Here is a 16270-nt window from a genome sequence, read left to right as displayed (position 1 = left end):
GCCGCCTCCCCTGGGGGCCGATGGCACGGATGGCGGGGCGGCGGACCCTGTTCGCCGCCCCCGTCCTGCTCGTGGTCACCTTCGGCGTCTTCGCCGTCGCCGCGGCCTCGCCCTTCGACCCGGTCAAGGCCTACGCGGGCACCGCCGGGCTCACGGCCTCGCAGCACGACCTCGACCAGCTGCGCGCCAACCTCGGCGTCGACGAGCCGCTCGTCACCCGCTGGTGGGACTGGCTGACCGCCGCCCTGCGCGGCGACCTCGGCGAATCCGGCGTGCTGCGCCAGCCCGTCGCCGACGTGATCGGCGAACGGCTCGGCTGGTCCGTGCTGCTCGCCGCCACCGCCTTCCTTCTCGCGATCGTCCTCGGCACCGGCCTCGGCGTGCTAGCCGCCCGCCGCCCGGGCGGCCTGCTCGACCGGTGCGCGGGCTCGCTCGCGTACACGCTGGAAGCCGCGCCCCCGTTCTGGCTCGGGCTGCTGGCCATCTGGTGCTTCGCGCTCAGGCTGGACGTGCTGCCGGCCGGAGGACTGACCGACACGGCGAGCGACACGATCACCTTCGGCCAGGTGGCGAGCCACCTCGTGCTGCCCGCCGCCGTCCTCGGCATCTCCCAACTGCCGTGGTTCTTCCTGTACGTACGCCAGGGCGTCGCCGACGCGCTGGAGGAAGACCCCGTGCGCGGGGCACGCGCGCGTGGCCTGAGTGAGCGGACCGTGCTGCTCGGCCACGCCCTGCGCTCCGGCATGCTGCCGATGCTCACCCTCGTCGGTTCGCGGGTGCCCGAACTCATCACCGGAGCCCTGCTCGTCGAGACGGTCTTCAGCTGGCCCGGCATCGCCGCCGCCACCGTCCAGGCCGCCACCTCGGTGGACTTCCCGCTGCTCGCCGCGCTGACCGTGCTCGCCACGGCGGCCGTGCTGCTGGGCAACCTCCTCTCCGACCTCCTGTACGGCCTCGCCGATCCAAGGGTGGGTTTCGATGGCTGACGCCGCCCGCTGCACGCAACCCGTCTGGCGTTCGCACGGACGGACGCGCCGCTCAACCCGGACCCTGCGGGTGCGCTCCTCGGCCGTGATCGCGGTCGCGGCGGTGCTCGCCGTGCTGGTCGTGCCGCCGCTCGTCCACCTCGACCAGCAGGCCGTCGACCTCTCGCACAAGCTGCTCGCGCCGTCCTGGGAGCACCCGTTCGGGACCGACGACGTCGGCCGCGACCTGCTCCTCCGCTGTGTCTACGGGCTGCGGATCTCGCTCCTCGTCGGAGTGGTCGCCGCGCTGGTCGCCACCGTCGTCGGCACCCTCGTGGGCGCGGTCGCGGCGGCACTCGGCGGCTGGACCGACCGCCTGGTGATGCGGCTCGTCGACGTCTTCTCGTCGGTGCCGCATCTGCTGCTCGGCATCTTCGTGGTGGCGATGTTCCGGCCCGGCGTGTGGCCGGTGATCGCCTCGGTGGCGGTGACGCACTGGCTCTCCACCGCCCGAATCGTCCGCGCCGAAATCCTCTCGCTGCGCTCGCGCCCCTACATCGACGCGGCGATCTCCGGCGGCGCCTCCCGGCCGCGGGTGGCGGTCCGCCACCTCCTGCCGGGCGTGCTGCCGCAGGCCGGGCTCGCGGCGGTGCTGATGGTGCCGCACGCGATGTGGCACGAGTCGGCGCTGTCCTTCCTCGGCCTCGGCCTGCCCAGCCACCAGGCCAGCCTCGGCAACCTCGTCCAGTCGGCGCGCGGCTCGCTGCTCGCGGGCGACTGGTGGCCGACGCTCTTCCCCGGTCTGCTGCTCATCGTGCCCACCCTGGCTGTCGCGGGCCTGGCCGGCGCCTGGCGGGAACGGCTCAATCCGCGCCGCCGATCGGAGCTGACGCTGTGACCACGGATGCCGTGACCACGGACGCTGTGACCAAGGACACGGTGACCACCGTCCTTTCCGTACGCGGTCTGTCCGTGCGCTTCAGGATGCGCGGCGCAGGCCATGTCGCCGCCGTCACCGACGCCTCGTTCGACCTGGCGGCGGGGGAGTGTCTGGCCCTGGTCGGCGAGAGCGGCTGCGGCAAGTCCGTCCTCGCCTCGGCCCTGCTGGGACTGCTGCCGGGCAACGCCGAGACGGCGGGCAGCGCGGTCCTGCACGGCACCGGCGCGGACGAGGACATCGACCTGCTCACCGCCGACGAGCGCACCCTCGCGCGCACGGTACGCGGCCGCCGCGTCGCCCTCGTGCCGCAGAGCCCGGCCGCCCATCTCACCCCCGTACGGACGATACGGGCCCAACTGGCCGAAACCCTGCGGGAGTTGCGGGGCACGCCCCGGGGGGAGCTGCGGGCTGCCACGGAAGCGGCCGCCGAGCGGGCCGCGTTCCCGCTCGGGCACCTCGACCGCCATCCGCACCAGCTCTCCGGCGGACTCGCCCAGCGCGCCGCCACGGCCATGGCGCTGATCGGGGACGCGCCGCTGCTGCTCGCCGACGAGCCGACGACCGGGCTCGACCGCGACCTGGTGGAGCGCACGGCCGACGAGCTGCGCCGCTGCGCCGACGACGGCCGGGCGCTGCTGATGATCACCCACGATCTGGTGGCGGCCGAGCGGATCGCCGACCGGGTCGCCGTGATGTACGCGGGGCGCGTCGTCGAACTCGCCGACGCGGCCTCGTATTTCGGCGGTACCGGACCCCGCCACCCGTATGCTCGAAGCCTGCTCGACGCGCTGCCGGAACGGGCATTCACTCCCATCCCGGGAATGCCGCCCGAGCTGGGTGACCTGCCGGCGGGCTGTGCGTTCGCGCCCCGCTGCGAACGGGCCACCGGTCGGTGCGGCACGCCGCCGCCGTTCGACGGCCGGATCGCCTGTCACCACCCGGAGGAGCCCGGCCGTGCTTGACCTGAAGAACATCACCGCCGGGTACGAGCGCGGCGAGCCGGTCGTACGGTCGGTCAGCCTCGGCATCGCCCCGGGCGAGGCGGTCGGGCTGCTCGGCCCCAGCGGCTGCGGCAAGTCCACGCTGGCCCGGGTCGCGGCGCTGCTGCACCGCCCCGACGGGGGCACGGTGACACTCGACGGCGTGCTCGTCACCGGCTGGCGCCATCGCGCGCCGCGCGAGCTGCGCACGGCCGTCGGGGTCGTCTTCCAGTCGCCCCGCCTGGCCGCCGACCCCCGGCTTCGGCTGCGCGACATCGTCGCCGAGCCGCTGCGGGCGACCGGCCGACAGATCGAGGTCCGCGAGCGGGTCGACGAGCTGGCGGAGCTGGTCGGCCTCGGCGGCGACCTGCTCAACCGCCGCCCCCACGAGGTGAGCGACGGCCAGCTCCAGCGGGCCTGCCTGGCCCGCGCCCTGGTGCTGCGGCCCCGGCTGCTGGTCTGCGACGAGATGACGGCGATGCTGGACGCGTCGACGACGGCGGCGCTGGTCGCGGTGGTCGAGCGCTACCGCACCACGTCGGGCGCGTCCCTGCTGGCGGTCGGCCATGACCGCACACTGCTGGACCGCTGGTGCGACCGCACGACGGGGTGGGCGGAGCTGTAACGTCACTGCGTGAGGGCCCCGCCGACGTGCGGTGTTTTCGGCTGGGGACCGTCTGTGGCCGGTCGCTCCCACAGAACGTCCGCGCCGGTGGTCGTGCCCCGACCCGGCCGAGTCCTCCCCGGTGACGCCCCGGCGAAGTACCGGCCAACTCTGCGAACGGCCCTGCCGGTCCGCCCTGTCGGGCCCCCATACTCGGTCGAGTCCCGCCGTCCGTCGTCCCACCACCCCCGGGAGAGACCTCATGGCTCGACTGACCCGCCGCAGCGCCGTCGCCGCCCTGGCCGCGGCCGCCGCCGGAGCCGCCATCGCGCCCGCGGCCGCGGCCGAACGCACCGGTCGCCCCAGCGGGCCGAGACCGCTGCGCAGGACCCACGCCCACAACGACTACGAGCACCCGCACCCCCTCTTCGACGCCCTCGCACACGGGTTCACCAGCGTCGAGGCCGACATCTTCCTGGTCGACGGCGAGCTCCTGGTGGCCCACGACCCGACCCAGCTCGACCCCGCCCGTACGCTCGAAAGGCTCTACCTCGACCCGTTGCTCGACCGCGTCCGGGCCAACCACGGCACGGTGTACCGCGGTTACCACCACTCCGTACAGCTGCTCGTCGACATCAAGGCCGACGGCGCGGCCTGCTACGAGGAGCTGGACCGGCGGCTGCGCCCGTATCGCCGGATGCTCAGCAGTTACGCGCACGGCCGCACCCACCTGGGGGCCGTCACCCCGGTCATCTCCGGCGACCGGGCCGCCCGCGTCCCCATGGAGGCGCAGAAGGCGCGCCTCGCCTTCTACGACGGACGGCTCGACGACCTCGGCACGGCCGCGACCGCCGACTTCATCCCGCTGATCAGCAGCAACTGGACGCAGAGCTTCAGCTGGACCGGCGCGGGCCCGTTCCCCGCCGCCGAGCGCCAGAAGCTGCGCGCCATCGTGGCGCAGGCCCATGCGCACCGCCAGCGCGTACGGTTCTGGGCGACCCCGGACCTGGCCGGGCCCGAGCGGGACGCCCTGTGGAGCGAACTGCTCGCCGCCGACGTCGACTACATCAACACCGACGACCTCGCGGGCCTGGAAACGTTCCTGCGCGCACACGGCGAGTAGCGCGGCCACCCTGCCGCGGCCGCCTCCCGTACTTCACGTCACCCGCAGTCAACACCCGTACGGCGGACACGCCACCGGCCCGGTTCGTCCGCCTCCTCCGCCACACTGGCCGCCGAATGCCGCAATTCCGGCGCGGTGGAGGAGGTTGGCGATGGCCATTTCGATCTCGGTGGTGCTGTTGCTCGTGGTGCTGGCGGTGATCTTCCTGCGCAGCGGCGGCCTCAAGGCGTCGCACGCCACGGTCTGTGTGCTGCTCGGCTTCTTCCTCGCCGGTACGAGCATGGCGCCGACCATTCAGGACGGGCTGAACGCCACCGCGAGCGTGGTCGGTAGCCTCAGACCGTGACAGCGGCCCGACACAAGATCACCGCCGAGGCGCGGCGCGCCCGCCTCGGCCCCCGCCATCTGCTCGCCCCCGGGACCCGGGCGGACACCCCGGAGGCGGTCGCGGACGCGCTGGTGGCGCTGCACGCCACCGACCCCGCCACGGTGTATCTGTCGGTGGCCGCCCGGCTGAGGAACGCGTCCGTGGCGGAGTTGGAGCGCGCCCTGTACGAGGGCCACTCGCTGGTACGGATGCTGTGCATGCGCCGCACGATGTTCGTGCTGCCGACGGCGCTCGCCCCGGTGGCGGACGCGGCGGCCGCGAGGTCCGTCGCGGCCCGGGAGCGCAAGAACCTGGCGAAGGTGATCGAGGAGCAACTGGGCCTCGACGGCGAGTGGTTCGCCGCCACCCAGGAGAGCGTGCTCGCCGCGCTCGCGGCCCGGGGCGAGGCGACGGCGTCCCAACTGGCCGACGACGTACCCGACTTGCAGCGGAAGATCGTCATGTCCGAGGGCAAGCCCTACGAGGCGAGGCCGCGCATCACCAGCCGTTTCCTCGGCGTCCTCGCCGCCGAGAGCCGTATCCGGCGCGGCCGTCCGCTCGGCAGCTGGGCCTCCAGCCAGTTCCGCTGGACGGTCGCCGAACCGCACCCCGACCTGCCCGTCGAGGCGGCCAGGACCGAGCTCGTCGCCCGCTACCTCGACGCGTTCGGCCCCGCCACCACCGAGGACGTGAAGTGGTGGACGGGCTGGACGCTGACCGAGACCCGCAAGGCCCTGGCCGGCACCGACGCCGTGCCTGTCGCCCTGGACGAGGGCGATGGGTACGCCCTGCCCCGCCAGCTGGAGGCGCCGCCCGCGCCCGAGCCCTGGGCCGCGCTGCTCCCCGCCCTGGACCCCACCCCGATGGGCTGGCGCCACCGCGACTGGTACCTCGACACCGATCACAAGGCCGAACTCTTCGACAAGACCGGCAACATCGGCCCCTCGGTGTGGTGGAACGGCCGTATCGTCGGCGGCTGGGCACAGCGCCCGGACGGCGAGATCGTCACGCACGTGTTCGCGGACGAGGGCGCCGCCGCCCGCCGGGCCGTCGACGCCGAGGCCGCCCGGATGGCCGCGTTCTTCGGGGACGTACGCATCCGTCCGAGCTTTCGCACCCCGCTGGAGCGGTGGCTCTCGGCGTAGGGCCTCGGCGCCGCGCCGGGCGGGACGCCCGCGGTGGGGCGGCGTCAGATCAGCCGGGACCGGATCAGGAACCGTACGCCTTCCGGCGCCTCCAGGGAGAACCCGCCGCCTCGGCCCTCCACCACGTCGACGATCAGCCGGGTGTGCTGCCACACCTCCTGCTGGCTCGCCGAGATCCAGAAGGAGACGGGCTCCTCCACCCCGTCGACGCGCAGCGACGCGAGCAGCACATCCGAGCCGCCCGTACGGAACTCGCCCTCCGGGTAGCACATGGGCGCGCTGCCGTCGCAGCAGCCGCCGGACTGATGGAACATCAGCGGGCCGTGGACCGCCCGCAGCCGCCGCACCAGCTCGGCGGCCGCGGGCGTCAGCTCCACGCGCGCGTGAGTGTCGGACATGGGCACCACGCCATTTCTCGATAGCGGACGGTGAGTCACGGATCGAACGTGTCGGCCCAAGTCAGGTAAGCAGGCGGGGGGTTGCGGGGACGTTGCGGTGAGGCTCGGGGGCGGGATCAGGACGTCGCCGCGCGACGGGCCAGGATGCCCACCGCCGCGCGGTTGAGGGTGCGGCCGCGTACGTCGAGGGTGACGTCCGCGAAGCCCGCCTCGACCAGTTCGTCGTGGAGCTGTTCGGGGCTGGTGTTCATGGTGTGGCGGTGGTGGACGATCACCAGGACGCCGCCGGGGCGCAGTACGCGCTGGAGTTCCTTGTACGCGGCCTGGCGGTCCCAGAGAGTCACGTTGTTGACCGAGATCGCCGAGTCGACCGACGCGTCGGGCAGACCGGTGTTGTCCGCGGTTCCCTCGCGCAGGGTGGCATGGCCGGTGGCCAGATGCAGGGCGCAGCGCTCGCGGGCCAGGGCGCGCATGGTGTCGGACGGGTCGACGCCGATCGCCCGGCCACCGGGAGCGACCGCCTCGGCGGCGAGCGCGAGCCCGACTCCCGGACCGGGGCCGATCTCCAGCACCTGCTTCCCGGGGGCGAGCTCGGCGTGCTCGACCGCCCACGCCTCCTGTTCCGCGTTGCCGCGCGACATGATGGCGCCGCCGATCAGACCGGGTATGCCCCGCGGGCGGCCGAAGATCGGGTCGAGGATCTGCAGGAGCAGCGAGTTCATCTGGGCGGCGTCCAATCCATGGAGAACAGACGGGGGGACAGACGGGGAAGAGCTGCGTCGGATGGTCTTTTCGGGTCCTAGAGGATCGCTGGAGAGCCGTGCCGCCTCGGTCAAGAGGCCCGCCCGCCGCCCCTTCCGGCCGCCCCGCGCCTCAGCCGTACGTCCAGCAGAGCTCGACCGGTGGTCGAGGTCGCGCGCTGACGGTGACGGGCACATCGGACGGGCCCATCGACAGAAGGTGCGTTATGAGCGGGTTCACTCTCACCGAATTCCGGAAGATCGTGGAGCTCTGCTTCGACGGGGCGGACGCCGCCGCGCTGGACGAGTCGGTCCTGGAGACGGAGTTCGGCGACCTCGGCTACGACTCCCTCGTCGTGTACGAGATCGCCATGCGGGTGCAGGACGACTACCACGTCACCATCCCCGACGAGGCGCTCGACGAACTGCGGACCCCGGGTTCCCTCATCGCCTACGTCGCCACCCGGATCCCGGCGGACCGGTGATCCCCACGCCTTGCGAGGAGTTGCTCCAGTGAGCCGAAGTGTCGCCATCACCGGCATCGGGGTCGTGGCCCCCGGAGGGATCGGGCGGAAGGCGTTCTGGGATCTGCTGATCTCCGGGCGGTCGGCCAGCCGCACCATCTCGTTCTTCGATCCGTCCCGCTTCCGCTCCCAGATGGCGGCGGAAGTGGACTTCGTCCCCGACCGGTACGGGCTTTCGCCGCGCGAGATCCGGCGGCTCGACCGCGCCGCCCAGTTCGCCGTGGTGAGCGCCCGTGAGTGCCTTGCCGACAGCGGCCTGGAGTTCGCCGCGCTCGATCCCGAGCGCATCGGTGTGAGCGTCGGCAGCGCCGTCGGGGGCACCACCAGCCTGGAGCGCGAGTATCTGGTGCTCAGCGACAGCGGGCGGCAGTGGGAGGTGGACGGCTCGTATCTCTCGCCGCACCTCTTCGACGCCTTCGTGCCCAGTTCGCTGGCGGCCGAGGTCGCGGCCCTGGTGGGCGCCGAGGGTCCGGCCGCCGTCGTCTCCACCGGCTGCACCTCGGGGCTCGACTCCGTGGGGTACGCGCGCGACCTCATCGCGGAGGGCCGCGCCGACGTGATGCTCGCGGGCGGTACGGACACGCCGATCTCGCCCATCGCCGCCGCCTGCTTCGACGCCATCAAGGCGACCTCGCCCCGCAACTCGGACCCGGAGCACGCCTCCCGGCCCTTCGACCGCACCCGGGACGGCTTCGTGCTGGCCGAGGGCGCCGCCATGCTCGTACTGGAGGAGCTGGAACACGCCCGGGCCCGGGGCGCGCACATCTACGGCCTGGTCTCCGGCTATGCCTCGCGCTGCAACGCGTACCACATGACCGGGCTCAAGCCGGACGGGCGCGAGATGAGCGAGGCGATCACGGCGGCGCTCACCGAGGCGCGGCTCCCGGCCGACGCCGTGGACTACATCAACGCCCATGGCTCGGGCACCAAGCAGAACGACCGCCATGAGACGGCGGCGTTCAAGCGGGCCCTGGGCGAGCACGCCCACCGGACGCCGGTCAGCTCCATCAAGTCGATGGTCGGGCACTCGCTGGGCGCGATCGGCTCGATCGAGATCGCCGCCTGCGCGCTCGCCATGGAGTTCGCGGTGGTGCCGCCGACCGCGAATCTGCACGAGGCCGACCCGGAGTGCGACCTCGACTACGTACCGAACGAGGCGCGTGAGCGGGCGCTCGACACCGTACTCAGCGTCGGCAGCGGCTTCGGTGGATTCCAGAGCGCGATGATCCTCTCCCGGGGACCCCAGGGACCGCAGGGACCGTCGAGGAGCGCGGCATGACCACGGCACCCGTGTCGGCGCCGCCGAAGCTCGCCGAGGCCGTCGTCACCGGCATCGGCATCGTCGCCCCCAACGGCCTGGGCGCCGAGGCGTGGTGGAGCGCCACGCTGCGCGGCGAGAGCGGGATACAGGCGGTCCGCGACTACGACGCCTCCCGCTACCCCTCGCCGCTGGCCGGACTCATCACCGGCTTCGACGCGGCCGAGTATCTGCCGGGGCGGCTGCTGCCGCAGACGGACCGGGTCACCCGGCTCGCCCTCGCGGCCGCGGACTGGGCCCTGGAGGACTCGGGCGCGGACCCGTCGGCGCTGCCCGAGTACGCGACGGGCGTGGTGACGTCCAACGCGACCGGCGGATTCGCCTTCACCCACCGGGAGATCCGCAAGCTGTGGACCCGGGGCCCGCAGCACGTCAGCGTCTATGAGTCGTTCGCCTGGTTCTACGCGGCCAACACCGGCCAGATCTCGATACGTCACGGGCTGCGCGGAGCCAGCAGCGTCCTCGTCGCCGAGCAGGCCGGCGGGCTCGACGCCCTCGGCCACGCCCGGCGCACCCTGCGCAAGGGCTCGGCCCTCGTGGTCGGTGGAGGTGTCGAGTCGGCGCTCGACCCCTGGGGGTTCGTGGCGCACCACTCCAGCGGGCGCCTGACGCGCTCGCACGATCCGCGCCGCGCCTATCTGCCCTTCGACGCGGCGGCCACCGGCCACGTACCCGGCGAGGGCGGCGCGATCCTCGTCGTCGAGGACGCCGCACAGGCGCGCGCCAGAGGGGCCCACCAGGTGTACGGGAGCCTCGCGGGCCACGCCGCCACCTTCGACCCGCGCCCCGGCTCGGGCCGCCCTCCGGGCCTCGCCCGGGCGGCCCGCCTCGCGCTCGACGACGCCGGACTCGGACCCGGCGACATCGACGTGGTGTTCGCCGACGCGGCCGGTGTCCCCGCGCTCGACGACGCGGAGGCCGCCGCCATCGAGTCGCTCTTCGGCCCGTACGGCGTCCCGGTCACCGCGCCCAAGACCCTCACCGGGCGGCTGGCGGGCGGCGGCCCCCCGCTGGACGTGGCGGCGGCACTGCTCTCCGTACGGGACGGGGTGATCCCGCCGACGGCGCATGTCGAGCGGCCCGTCCCCGGCCACCGCCTCGACCTGGTACGGGGCGGACCCCGGGAAGCCCGCGTCCGCGCGGCGCTCGTCCTGGCCCGGGGACACGGCGGATTCAACTCGGCCCTGGTGGTCACCGCGCCCCAGGACCGGCCCGAGCACCCGGACAACGACCGGCGATCACGAGAGGCGGCCCCCGCATGAGCGAGCCCGGCACATCGAGCGAACCGACCGACGCGAGCGAGCTGACCTTCACCGAACTCAAGCGCATCCTCGTCGAATGCGCCGGTGCGGAGGAGCAGTCCGACCTCACCGAGGAAGCGCTCGACGCCCTGTTCACCGACCTCGGATACGACTCGCTCGCCGTCCTGGAGACCGCGGCGGAGGTCGGCCGCCGCTACGGGGCCGACCTCAGCGACGAGGAGGTGGCCGGCGCGGACACCCCGCGCGCCTTCCTCCGGCTGGTCAACCGGACCCTGTCCACCGCGGCCTGAGAGGACGACGACGATGACCACCGCAACCCACCTGTACGGACCGGCACTTGTCACCGGAGCGACGCGCGGGATCGGCCGCTCCGTGGCCCGCACCCTGGCGGAACGCGGCCACCCGGTCTTCCTGTGCGCCCGCGACGAGTCGGCCGTCGCCGCCGAGGTCGACCACCTCACCGAGCGCGGTCTCACGGCGGCGGGCGCGGCCTGCGACGTGACCTCGCCCGCCCAGGTACGGGCCTGGGTGAAGCGGGCCGTCGAACGGTTCGGCCCCGTCCAGGTACTCGTGAACAACGCGGGCCGCAGCGGCGGGGGCACCACCGCGGAGCTCTCCGACGAGCTGTGGCACGACGTGATCAACACCAATCTGAACAGCGTCTTCCTGGTGACCCGCGAGGCCTTGACGACCGGAGGACTGAGCGGCCGCGCGGGCGGGCGGGTCATCAACATCGCCTCCACCGGCGGCAAGCAGGGCGTCGTGCTCGGCGCCCCCTACTCCGCCTCCAAGCACGGCGTGGTGGGCTTCACCAAGGCGCTCGGCCTGGAACTCGCCAGGACCGGCGTCACCGTCAACGCGGTGTGCCCCGGATACGTGGAGACCGAGATGGCGGGCGACGTGCGCCGCCACTACGCCGACCTGTGGAACGTCAGCGAGGACGACGTACTCGCGCGCTTCGAGGCGAAGATCCCGCTCGGCCGCTACACCGAGCCCGACGAGGTGGCCGCCTTCGTCGGATTCCTGGTCAGTGAGCAGGCGGCGGCCATCACCGCGCAGGCCCTCAACGTCTGCGGCGGCCTTGGCAACTACTGAGGCACAGGAGGAGTCGAGCATGTCCATCGAGTCAGCCACCGAACCGGCCGTCGCGCCGGGCGCCGAGTCCGCCGGACAGCGCCGCACCGCCGCACCCCTGCGCAGCGCCGAGCACCGCGCGGAGCTCGCCGCGCCCGCGCGACGCGCCTTCCAGCTGGTCGCCGACGTCACCCGCTGGCCGGTGCTGTTCCCGCGCTGCCTCGCGGCCCGGGTCCTGGAGAGCGACCGGGACTCCGAACGCATCCGGCTGTGGGCCATCGTCGGTACGGACGTACGGAGTTGGACCTCGTTGCGATTGCTCGACGAGGAGCGGCTGCGCGTCGACTTCCGCCAGGAGACGCCGAGCCCGCCCGTAGAGTGGATGAGCGGCCACTGGCACTTCGAGGAGACGGCCCCGCACCGCTCCCGCCTGGTGCTGGGCCACGAGTGGTCGGTGTCGGGGTCCCCGGGGGAGGAGCGGCGTATCGCCGAGGCCCTGGACCGCAACAGCCGGGCGGAGATCGCGGCGATATCCGAATGGGCCGAACTCAAGGACCCGTTCGGCGAGTTGGTGTTCTCCGTCAGCGACGAGACCGTCATCCGCAGCTCGCCCGGGCAGGTGTACGACTTCCTGTACCGGGCCGACCTGTGGCCCGAGCGGGTCGCGCATGTCGCGGGGCTCGATCTGGAGGAGACCGCGGACGTGGAAGCCGACGGGGCGCTCGTACAGACCCTCGACATGAGGACCAGGACCGCCGACGGCTCGCTGCACGCCACCCAGTCGGTGCGGCTCTGCTTCCCCGACGAGCGCATCGCGTACAAGCAGACGACCGTGCCGCGCGGACTGCGCGGGCACAGCGGGGAGTGGGTCATCACCCCGGTGGCCGACGGCACCCGGGTCACCGCGCACCACCGGGTGGCGCTCGACCCAGCGGCGGTGGAGGAGGTGTTCGGGCCCGGCACCACGTTGGCCGAGGCGCGGCGGCGGGCCGGGGCGCTCCTGAGCGGCAACAGCATGCGCACCCTCGAAAGCTGCCGCCGCCATACGGAGAGCGGGTCGGCCGTGGCGGGAGGCGGGGCGCGATGACGCAGGCCCTGCCGGTGCGGAGCACCCTGCCCGGTCCCGCCCGGATGCTGGAGGTCGCGGACGGCGTCCACGCGTACATCCAGGAGCCGGGCGGCTGGTGCCTGAACAACGCGGGGGTGCTGCTCGACGGGGACCGGGGGCCGGTGGTCGTCGACACGGCGGCGACCGAGGCCCGCGCGCTCGCGCTGCGCGCCGCGATCGCGGAACTCACCCCACGCTCACCCCGGTTGCTGGTCAACACCCACTTCCACGGCGACCACTGCTTCGGCAACGCGCTGGTCGCGGGCCCGGACACGACGATCCTCGCGCACGAGCTGGCCCGCACCGAGATGGCCGGCGCCGGGCTCGGGCTCATGGGGCTGTGGCCGGACGTCGAGTGGGGCGGCATCGAACTGCGGCTGCCGGACCAGACGTATGACGGCGGCCAGGTGGTCCTTCACCTGGGGGAGCGCAGGGTCGAGCTGTTGTATGTGGGGCCCGCGCACACCACCAACGACACCGTGGTGTGGCTGCCCGAGGAGCGGGTGCTGTTCGCGGGTGATGTGCTGATGCCGGGCTGCACTCCGTTCCTGCTCATGGGGTCGTTGCACGGGTATCTGCGGACCATCGAGCGGCTGCGGGCGCTCGGACCGCGTGTCGTCGTCGGTGGCCACGGGCCGGTCTGCGGCCCCGAGGTGCTGGACGAGACCGCCGGGTATCTGCGCTGGCTGCGCCGGACCGCCGAGGCGACGCTCGCCGCCGGACTCGACCCGATCGAGGCGGCGCGCGGGCTCGGATCCCACCCCTACCTTCAGTGGCAGGACCCCGAGCGCCTGGTGGGCAATCTGCACCGGGCGTACGCGGAGCTGCGCGGCGGAGCCGAGGGCGAAACCCTGGACGCGGTCGGGATCTTCGGCGAGATGGTGGAGTTCAACGGCGGTCGGCTGCCCGCCTGTTACGCGTGATCGCGGAGCTGGTACCGGGGTGGGCGCGGGCGGCCGAGGCGTTCACCGACCTGCCCGGCGCCGCGCCACATCCGGCCGAGCTGCGGTTTCTGCCGCCCGGCGCGGTGGAGCGGCGACGCCGGGAGTTCGCCACGGGACGCGCCTGCGCCCGGCGCGCCCTCGCCGCCCTCGGCGCCCCGGCGCACGGCCCGCTGCCGCGCGACGAGCGGGGCGCGCCGGTGTGGCCGCCCGGCACGCTCGGCAGCATCACGCACTGCACCGGCTACCGGGCCGCCGTGGCGGCTCGCGCGGGGGAGGCGACGGCGCTCGGCATCGATGCCGAGCGGCGGCCCCGACCGCTCTCGGAGCGGGCGTCCGCCGCGATCGCGACCGACTGGGAGAGCGATCAACTAGCGGGTCTACAACGGGAGTTCGTATCACTTCTGCCCTGGTCGACGCTGCTTTTCAGTGCCAAGGAGGCCGTCTACAAGGCCTGGCATCCGCATGCCCGGCGCCCGTTGTCCTTCCGGGACGCCGAGGTGCGCATCCATCCCGTCGATAAGGGCGGTGGCCTGCTCGCCGTCCGCCCCACTCGCCTCGCACTCCCGGAGCTGAGCGGTGGCTACCGCTTCGACGGCGGGCTGCTGGTGACGGTCGTACACCGGGGGCTCACCCTTCCAGTACGGCCAGCGCCTCCTCGAACGCCGTCAGATCCGCGTGGCCACCGGTCTGCCGGGCCGGAGCGAGCAGCGGCACGATGAGGCTGGAGCCGTTGCGTACGGCGGGATGGTGGCGGGCGGGGGCGCTCAGGCTGCGGTCGGCGCCGGCGTCCAGGAGCAGCAGCCCGGGCTCGGTTCCCTCGGCGTCGAGGATCCCTTTGAGCGCGGGCCAATACCGTACGGGCAGGGCCAGTTGGTCGGCCCAGAACGCCGCGTCGCGGGCCTGCGAGGCGGTGACGGGCGCCGCGGTACGGGACGAGATCACCGTGGTGTGCGCCGCGCCCGGGCGCAGCCGGGCGAGCTCCCGGCCGAACCGCGCCGCCGCCTGTGCCATCGACGGGCTGTGGAACGCGTGCCCGGAGCGCAGCGCCCGTACCGTGCGGCCCATCGCGTGAAGGCGCTTGTGCGCCGCCTCCAGCGGTGCGAGCGGACCGGAGAGGACCGTCTGGCGCGGTCCGTTGAGGGCGGCGACGCTCACGGGCCCCAGGTCGTGGGGGAGTTCGTGCGGCGCCGCCGCGACCGCCAGCATTCCGCCGTGGCCGCTGCCGTGCAGCGCCCGGGAGCGTGCCGCCGTCAACGCCCCCAGGTCGGTGGCCCGGTAGACCCCGGCGAGGCACGCCGCCGCGAGCTCCCCGACGCTGTGGCCCAGGAGGATGTGCGCGGGACGGGCGGCCGCGCCCACGGCCCGGCCGAGCGCGTGGCCCACGGCGAGCAGCAGCGGCTGGGCGACCTCGGCGGTGTCCATGTCCGGGTTGGGAGCGGGGCGCAGCCACTGCTCGGCGAGGCGGCTCCCCGCACTCCCCGACGCGGCGAAGAACTCGTCCATCCGGGCGGTGAACTCGGGCTGCGCCCCGTACAGCCCAGCGGCCATACGCTCCCGCTGGGCCCCCTGCCCGGGCAGCAGCAGCACGGTCCTTCGGCTCTCCACGACGCCTCCTCCCGGCCGGGCGGCGACGCCCGCCCGCTGGTCTCGTGGCGCAGACGGTGTCGGCGCGGTCTCGATACGAGGTGGACCGATGCTCAAGCGGAACTCGTCGCGGGCGCCCGACAGTCGGCGCACCCACGACCACCCCACCACCACCCAGGAGGACCGGATGACGCGTGACAGGGCACTCTTCGAGGACGACTTCCGGCAGGGCTTCGACACGGCCGCCCGCTGGCAGGTGCCGCCGCTGGAGAAGGCGCTCGTGACCTGCTCGGACGAGGGCCTGACGGTGGCGCCCGCAGGCGTCGACCACGTCACCGGGCAGCCGGTGTTCACGCACTCCGCGGACCAGGACGGGGTCGCGTCGGGGATCGGTGACCACATCAAGTGGGTTGCGCTGATGGGTGGTCCGGACTCCGGGCGCAGGGCCTTCGAGGTGCCCGCCACCGGTCGGCTCGACTGCTCGATGTCCATGTCGGCGGTGAGCCTGGGCGGCGAGCGGCACCCCTTCGGTACCGCCGTCCCGGACCCCGACAGCGATGTGCGACTCGCCACCGCCGTCATGATCACCATGGACCCGGTGAGCCATGTCGTCTGCGATTTCGTGCTCACCAACACCCGGATCTACGCGCTGTACGAGCGGGTCCCGTCGCCCGGTTCCTCGTACGCCGCGTTCTCGTACGCCGTACCGGTCGCCGCCCGTACCCCAGAGCAGTGGCACGGCCTGACCGTGCGGGTCGAGGACGGCGGACGGCGGGTGGTGTGGCGGGTGGACGGCGGGGAGGTGCTGCGGGTCGGGCGGCTCGGGCACCGGCTGCCCGACCGGCGGCACATGCTGCTCGACCACGGCGGCGAGGAGGGCGAGCCGGTGCGTCTGGGGCGGCTCGTCTGCGGGATCGGGATGCTCACGATGCTGGACGGCGCGGGCCCGGACGGCCGGGGCCTGGTCCGGCTGAACCCGGCCCCCGGTCACTACTTCTCACCGCGTCAGGGAGCCCCGCGCGCCCAGGAGTTCGTCGACGCCGAGAGCCTGCCGCGGAGCAGGTCGTGGGGCGCGGGCGCGGTGCTCAACGTGCGTGATGTGGCGGTCCGGACGGCGGTTGACAGCGCGGTCGGGGCTGCATAGATTTAAGTGGCTTTGCTTTGAAAGCAAATAGACTGGTGGCGGAGGCCCCC

General features: G+C 73.4%; 19 protein-coding genes. 16 read left to right on the top strand and 3 right to left on the bottom strand.

Going from position 1 to position 16270, the window contains the following annotated elements; translation table 11 throughout:
* Positions 1–20: 20 nt before the first annotated feature.
* The 7 genes from ACGFRG_RS21780 (at position 21) to ACGFRG_RS21750 (ending at position 6124) form a co-directional block, all read left to right on the top strand.
* Entirely contained in the window at positions 21–986 is a 966-nt protein-coding gene (locus ACGFRG_RS21780; RefSeq protein ID WP_361418470.1) for an ABC transporter permease, read from the top strand.
* Entirely contained in the window at positions 979–1863 is an 885-nt protein-coding gene (locus ACGFRG_RS21775; RefSeq protein WP_393266172.1) for an ABC transporter permease, read from the top strand. Before ACGFRG_RS21780 ends, ACGFRG_RS21775 begins: the two co-directional genes overlap by 8 nt.
* 86 nt (positions 1864–1949) lie before the next feature.
* Positions 1950–2867 carry an ABC transporter ATP-binding protein gene (locus ACGFRG_RS21770; RefSeq protein ID WP_393266638.1) on the top strand — a complete coding sequence of 306 codons (918 nt, stop codon included), beginning with the start codon at positions 1950–1952 and terminating at the stop codon, positions 2865–2867.
* Positions 2860–3510 (top strand): ABC transporter ATP-binding protein, encoded by a 651-nt coding sequence (locus tag ACGFRG_RS21765; protein ID WP_393266169.1) that lies wholly within the window; start codon positions 2860–2862, stop codon positions 3508–3510. Before ACGFRG_RS21770 ends, ACGFRG_RS21765 begins: the two co-directional genes overlap by 8 nt.
* A gap of 241 nt (positions 3511–3751) precedes the next feature.
* Positions 3752–4612, top strand: a complete 861-nt coding sequence (locus ACGFRG_RS21760) for a phosphatidylinositol-specific phospholipase C/glycerophosphodiester phosphodiesterase family protein (RefSeq protein WP_361418461.1) — start codon at positions 3752–3754, stop codon at positions 4610–4612.
* A gap of 151 nt (positions 4613–4763) precedes the next feature.
* Positions 4764–4958, top strand: coding sequence for a hypothetical protein (locus ACGFRG_RS21755; protein WP_361418458.1), 195 nt, complete (start codon positions 4764–4766; stop codon positions 4956–4958).
* Complete coding sequence (locus ACGFRG_RS21750) at positions 4955–6124, top strand: winged helix DNA-binding domain-containing protein (RefSeq protein ID WP_393266164.1); 1170 nt, start codon at positions 4955–4957, stop codon at positions 6122–6124. The genes ACGFRG_RS21755 and ACGFRG_RS21750 overlap by 4 nt, the downstream gene beginning before the upstream one ends.
* Before the next feature lie 44 nt (positions 6125–6168).
* Here ACGFRG_RS21750 and ACGFRG_RS21745 read toward each other — a convergent pair whose 3' ends face one another.
* Entirely contained in the window at positions 6169–6522 is a 354-nt protein-coding gene (locus ACGFRG_RS21745; protein ID WP_393266161.1) for a DUF779 domain-containing protein, read from the bottom strand.
* A gap of 116 nt (positions 6523–6638) precedes the next feature.
* Positions 6639–7244, bottom strand: a complete 606-nt coding sequence (locus ACGFRG_RS21740; RefSeq protein WP_361418449.1) for a methyltransferase domain-containing protein — start codon at positions 7242–7244, stop codon at positions 6639–6641.
* Positions 7245–7489: 245 nt separating this feature from the next.
* Between ACGFRG_RS21740 and ACGFRG_RS21735 the strand changes: the two genes are divergently transcribed.
* From ACGFRG_RS21735 to ACGFRG_RS21700, 8 genes are read left to right on the top strand one after another with little or no spacing between them, the layout of a single operon-like run.
* Positions 7490–7747 carry an acyl carrier protein gene (locus ACGFRG_RS21735; protein ID WP_188272776.1) on the top strand — a complete coding sequence of 86 codons (258 nt, stop codon included), beginning with the start codon at positions 7490–7492 and terminating at the stop codon, positions 7745–7747.
* Between the two features lie 28 nt (positions 7748–7775).
* Positions 7776–9065, top strand: coding sequence for a beta-ketoacyl-[acyl-carrier-protein] synthase family protein (locus tag ACGFRG_RS21730; protein WP_393266157.1), 1290 nt, complete (start codon positions 7776–7778; stop codon positions 9063–9065).
* Complete coding sequence (locus tag ACGFRG_RS21725) at positions 9062–10366, top strand: ketosynthase chain-length factor (RefSeq protein WP_361418440.1); 1305 nt, start codon at positions 9062–9064, stop codon at positions 10364–10366. The genes ACGFRG_RS21730 and ACGFRG_RS21725 overlap by 4 nt, the downstream gene beginning before the upstream one ends.
* Positions 10363–10656, top strand: coding sequence for an acyl carrier protein (locus ACGFRG_RS21720; RefSeq protein WP_393266154.1), 294 nt, complete (start codon positions 10363–10365; stop codon positions 10654–10656). Before ACGFRG_RS21725 ends, ACGFRG_RS21720 begins: the two co-directional genes overlap by 4 nt.
* 13 nt (positions 10657–10669) lie before the next feature.
* Positions 10670–11461 carry a 3-oxoacyl-ACP reductase FabG gene (fabG, locus tag ACGFRG_RS21715; protein WP_361418434.1) on the top strand — a complete coding sequence of 264 codons (792 nt, stop codon included), beginning with the start codon at positions 10670–10672 and terminating at the stop codon, positions 11459–11461.
* A gap of 19 nt (positions 11462–11480) precedes the next feature.
* Positions 11481–12527 carry an aromatase/cyclase gene (locus tag ACGFRG_RS21710; protein WP_393266151.1) on the top strand — a complete coding sequence of 349 codons (1047 nt, stop codon included), beginning with the start codon at positions 11481–11483 and terminating at the stop codon, positions 12525–12527.
* The gene (locus ACGFRG_RS21705; RefSeq protein WP_361418428.1) at positions 12524–13471 is read left to right on the top strand and encodes an MBL fold metallo-hydrolase; all 948 of its coding nucleotides are present in this window, start codon (positions 12524–12526) and stop codon (positions 13469–13471) included. Before ACGFRG_RS21710 ends, ACGFRG_RS21705 begins: the two co-directional genes overlap by 4 nt.
* Entirely contained in the window at positions 13468–14211 is a 744-nt protein-coding gene (locus ACGFRG_RS21700; RefSeq protein WP_393266148.1) for a 4'-phosphopantetheinyl transferase, read from the top strand. Before ACGFRG_RS21705 ends, ACGFRG_RS21700 begins: the two co-directional genes overlap by 4 nt.
* Here ACGFRG_RS21700 and ACGFRG_RS21695 read toward each other — a convergent pair.
* Positions 14120–15097: an acyltransferase domain-containing protein gene (locus ACGFRG_RS21695; RefSeq protein WP_393266145.1), complete on the bottom strand. Its 978-nt coding sequence runs from the start codon at positions 15095–15097 to the stop codon at positions 14120–14122. The two genes, ACGFRG_RS21700 and ACGFRG_RS21695, sit on opposite strands and share 92 nt — an antisense overlap.
* A gap of 88 nt (positions 15098–15185) precedes the next feature.
* Here ACGFRG_RS21695 and ACGFRG_RS21690 point away from each other — a divergent pair, with 88 nt between their 5' ends.
* Positions 15186–16220 carry a DUF6081 family protein gene (locus ACGFRG_RS21690; RefSeq protein WP_393266142.1) on the top strand — a complete coding sequence of 345 codons (1035 nt, stop codon included), beginning with the start codon at positions 15186–15188 and terminating at the stop codon, positions 16218–16220.
* Positions 16221–16270 lie beyond the last annotated feature (50 nt).

Source organism: Streptomyces sp. NPDC048696 (genome assembly GCF_043198895.1).
Taxonomy (GTDB): domain Bacteria; phylum Actinomycetota; class Actinomycetes; order Streptomycetales; family Streptomycetaceae; genus Streptomyces.
Note: the sequence above shows the minus strand (reverse complement) of the source record. Positions and strands in the feature narration are given on the sequence as shown.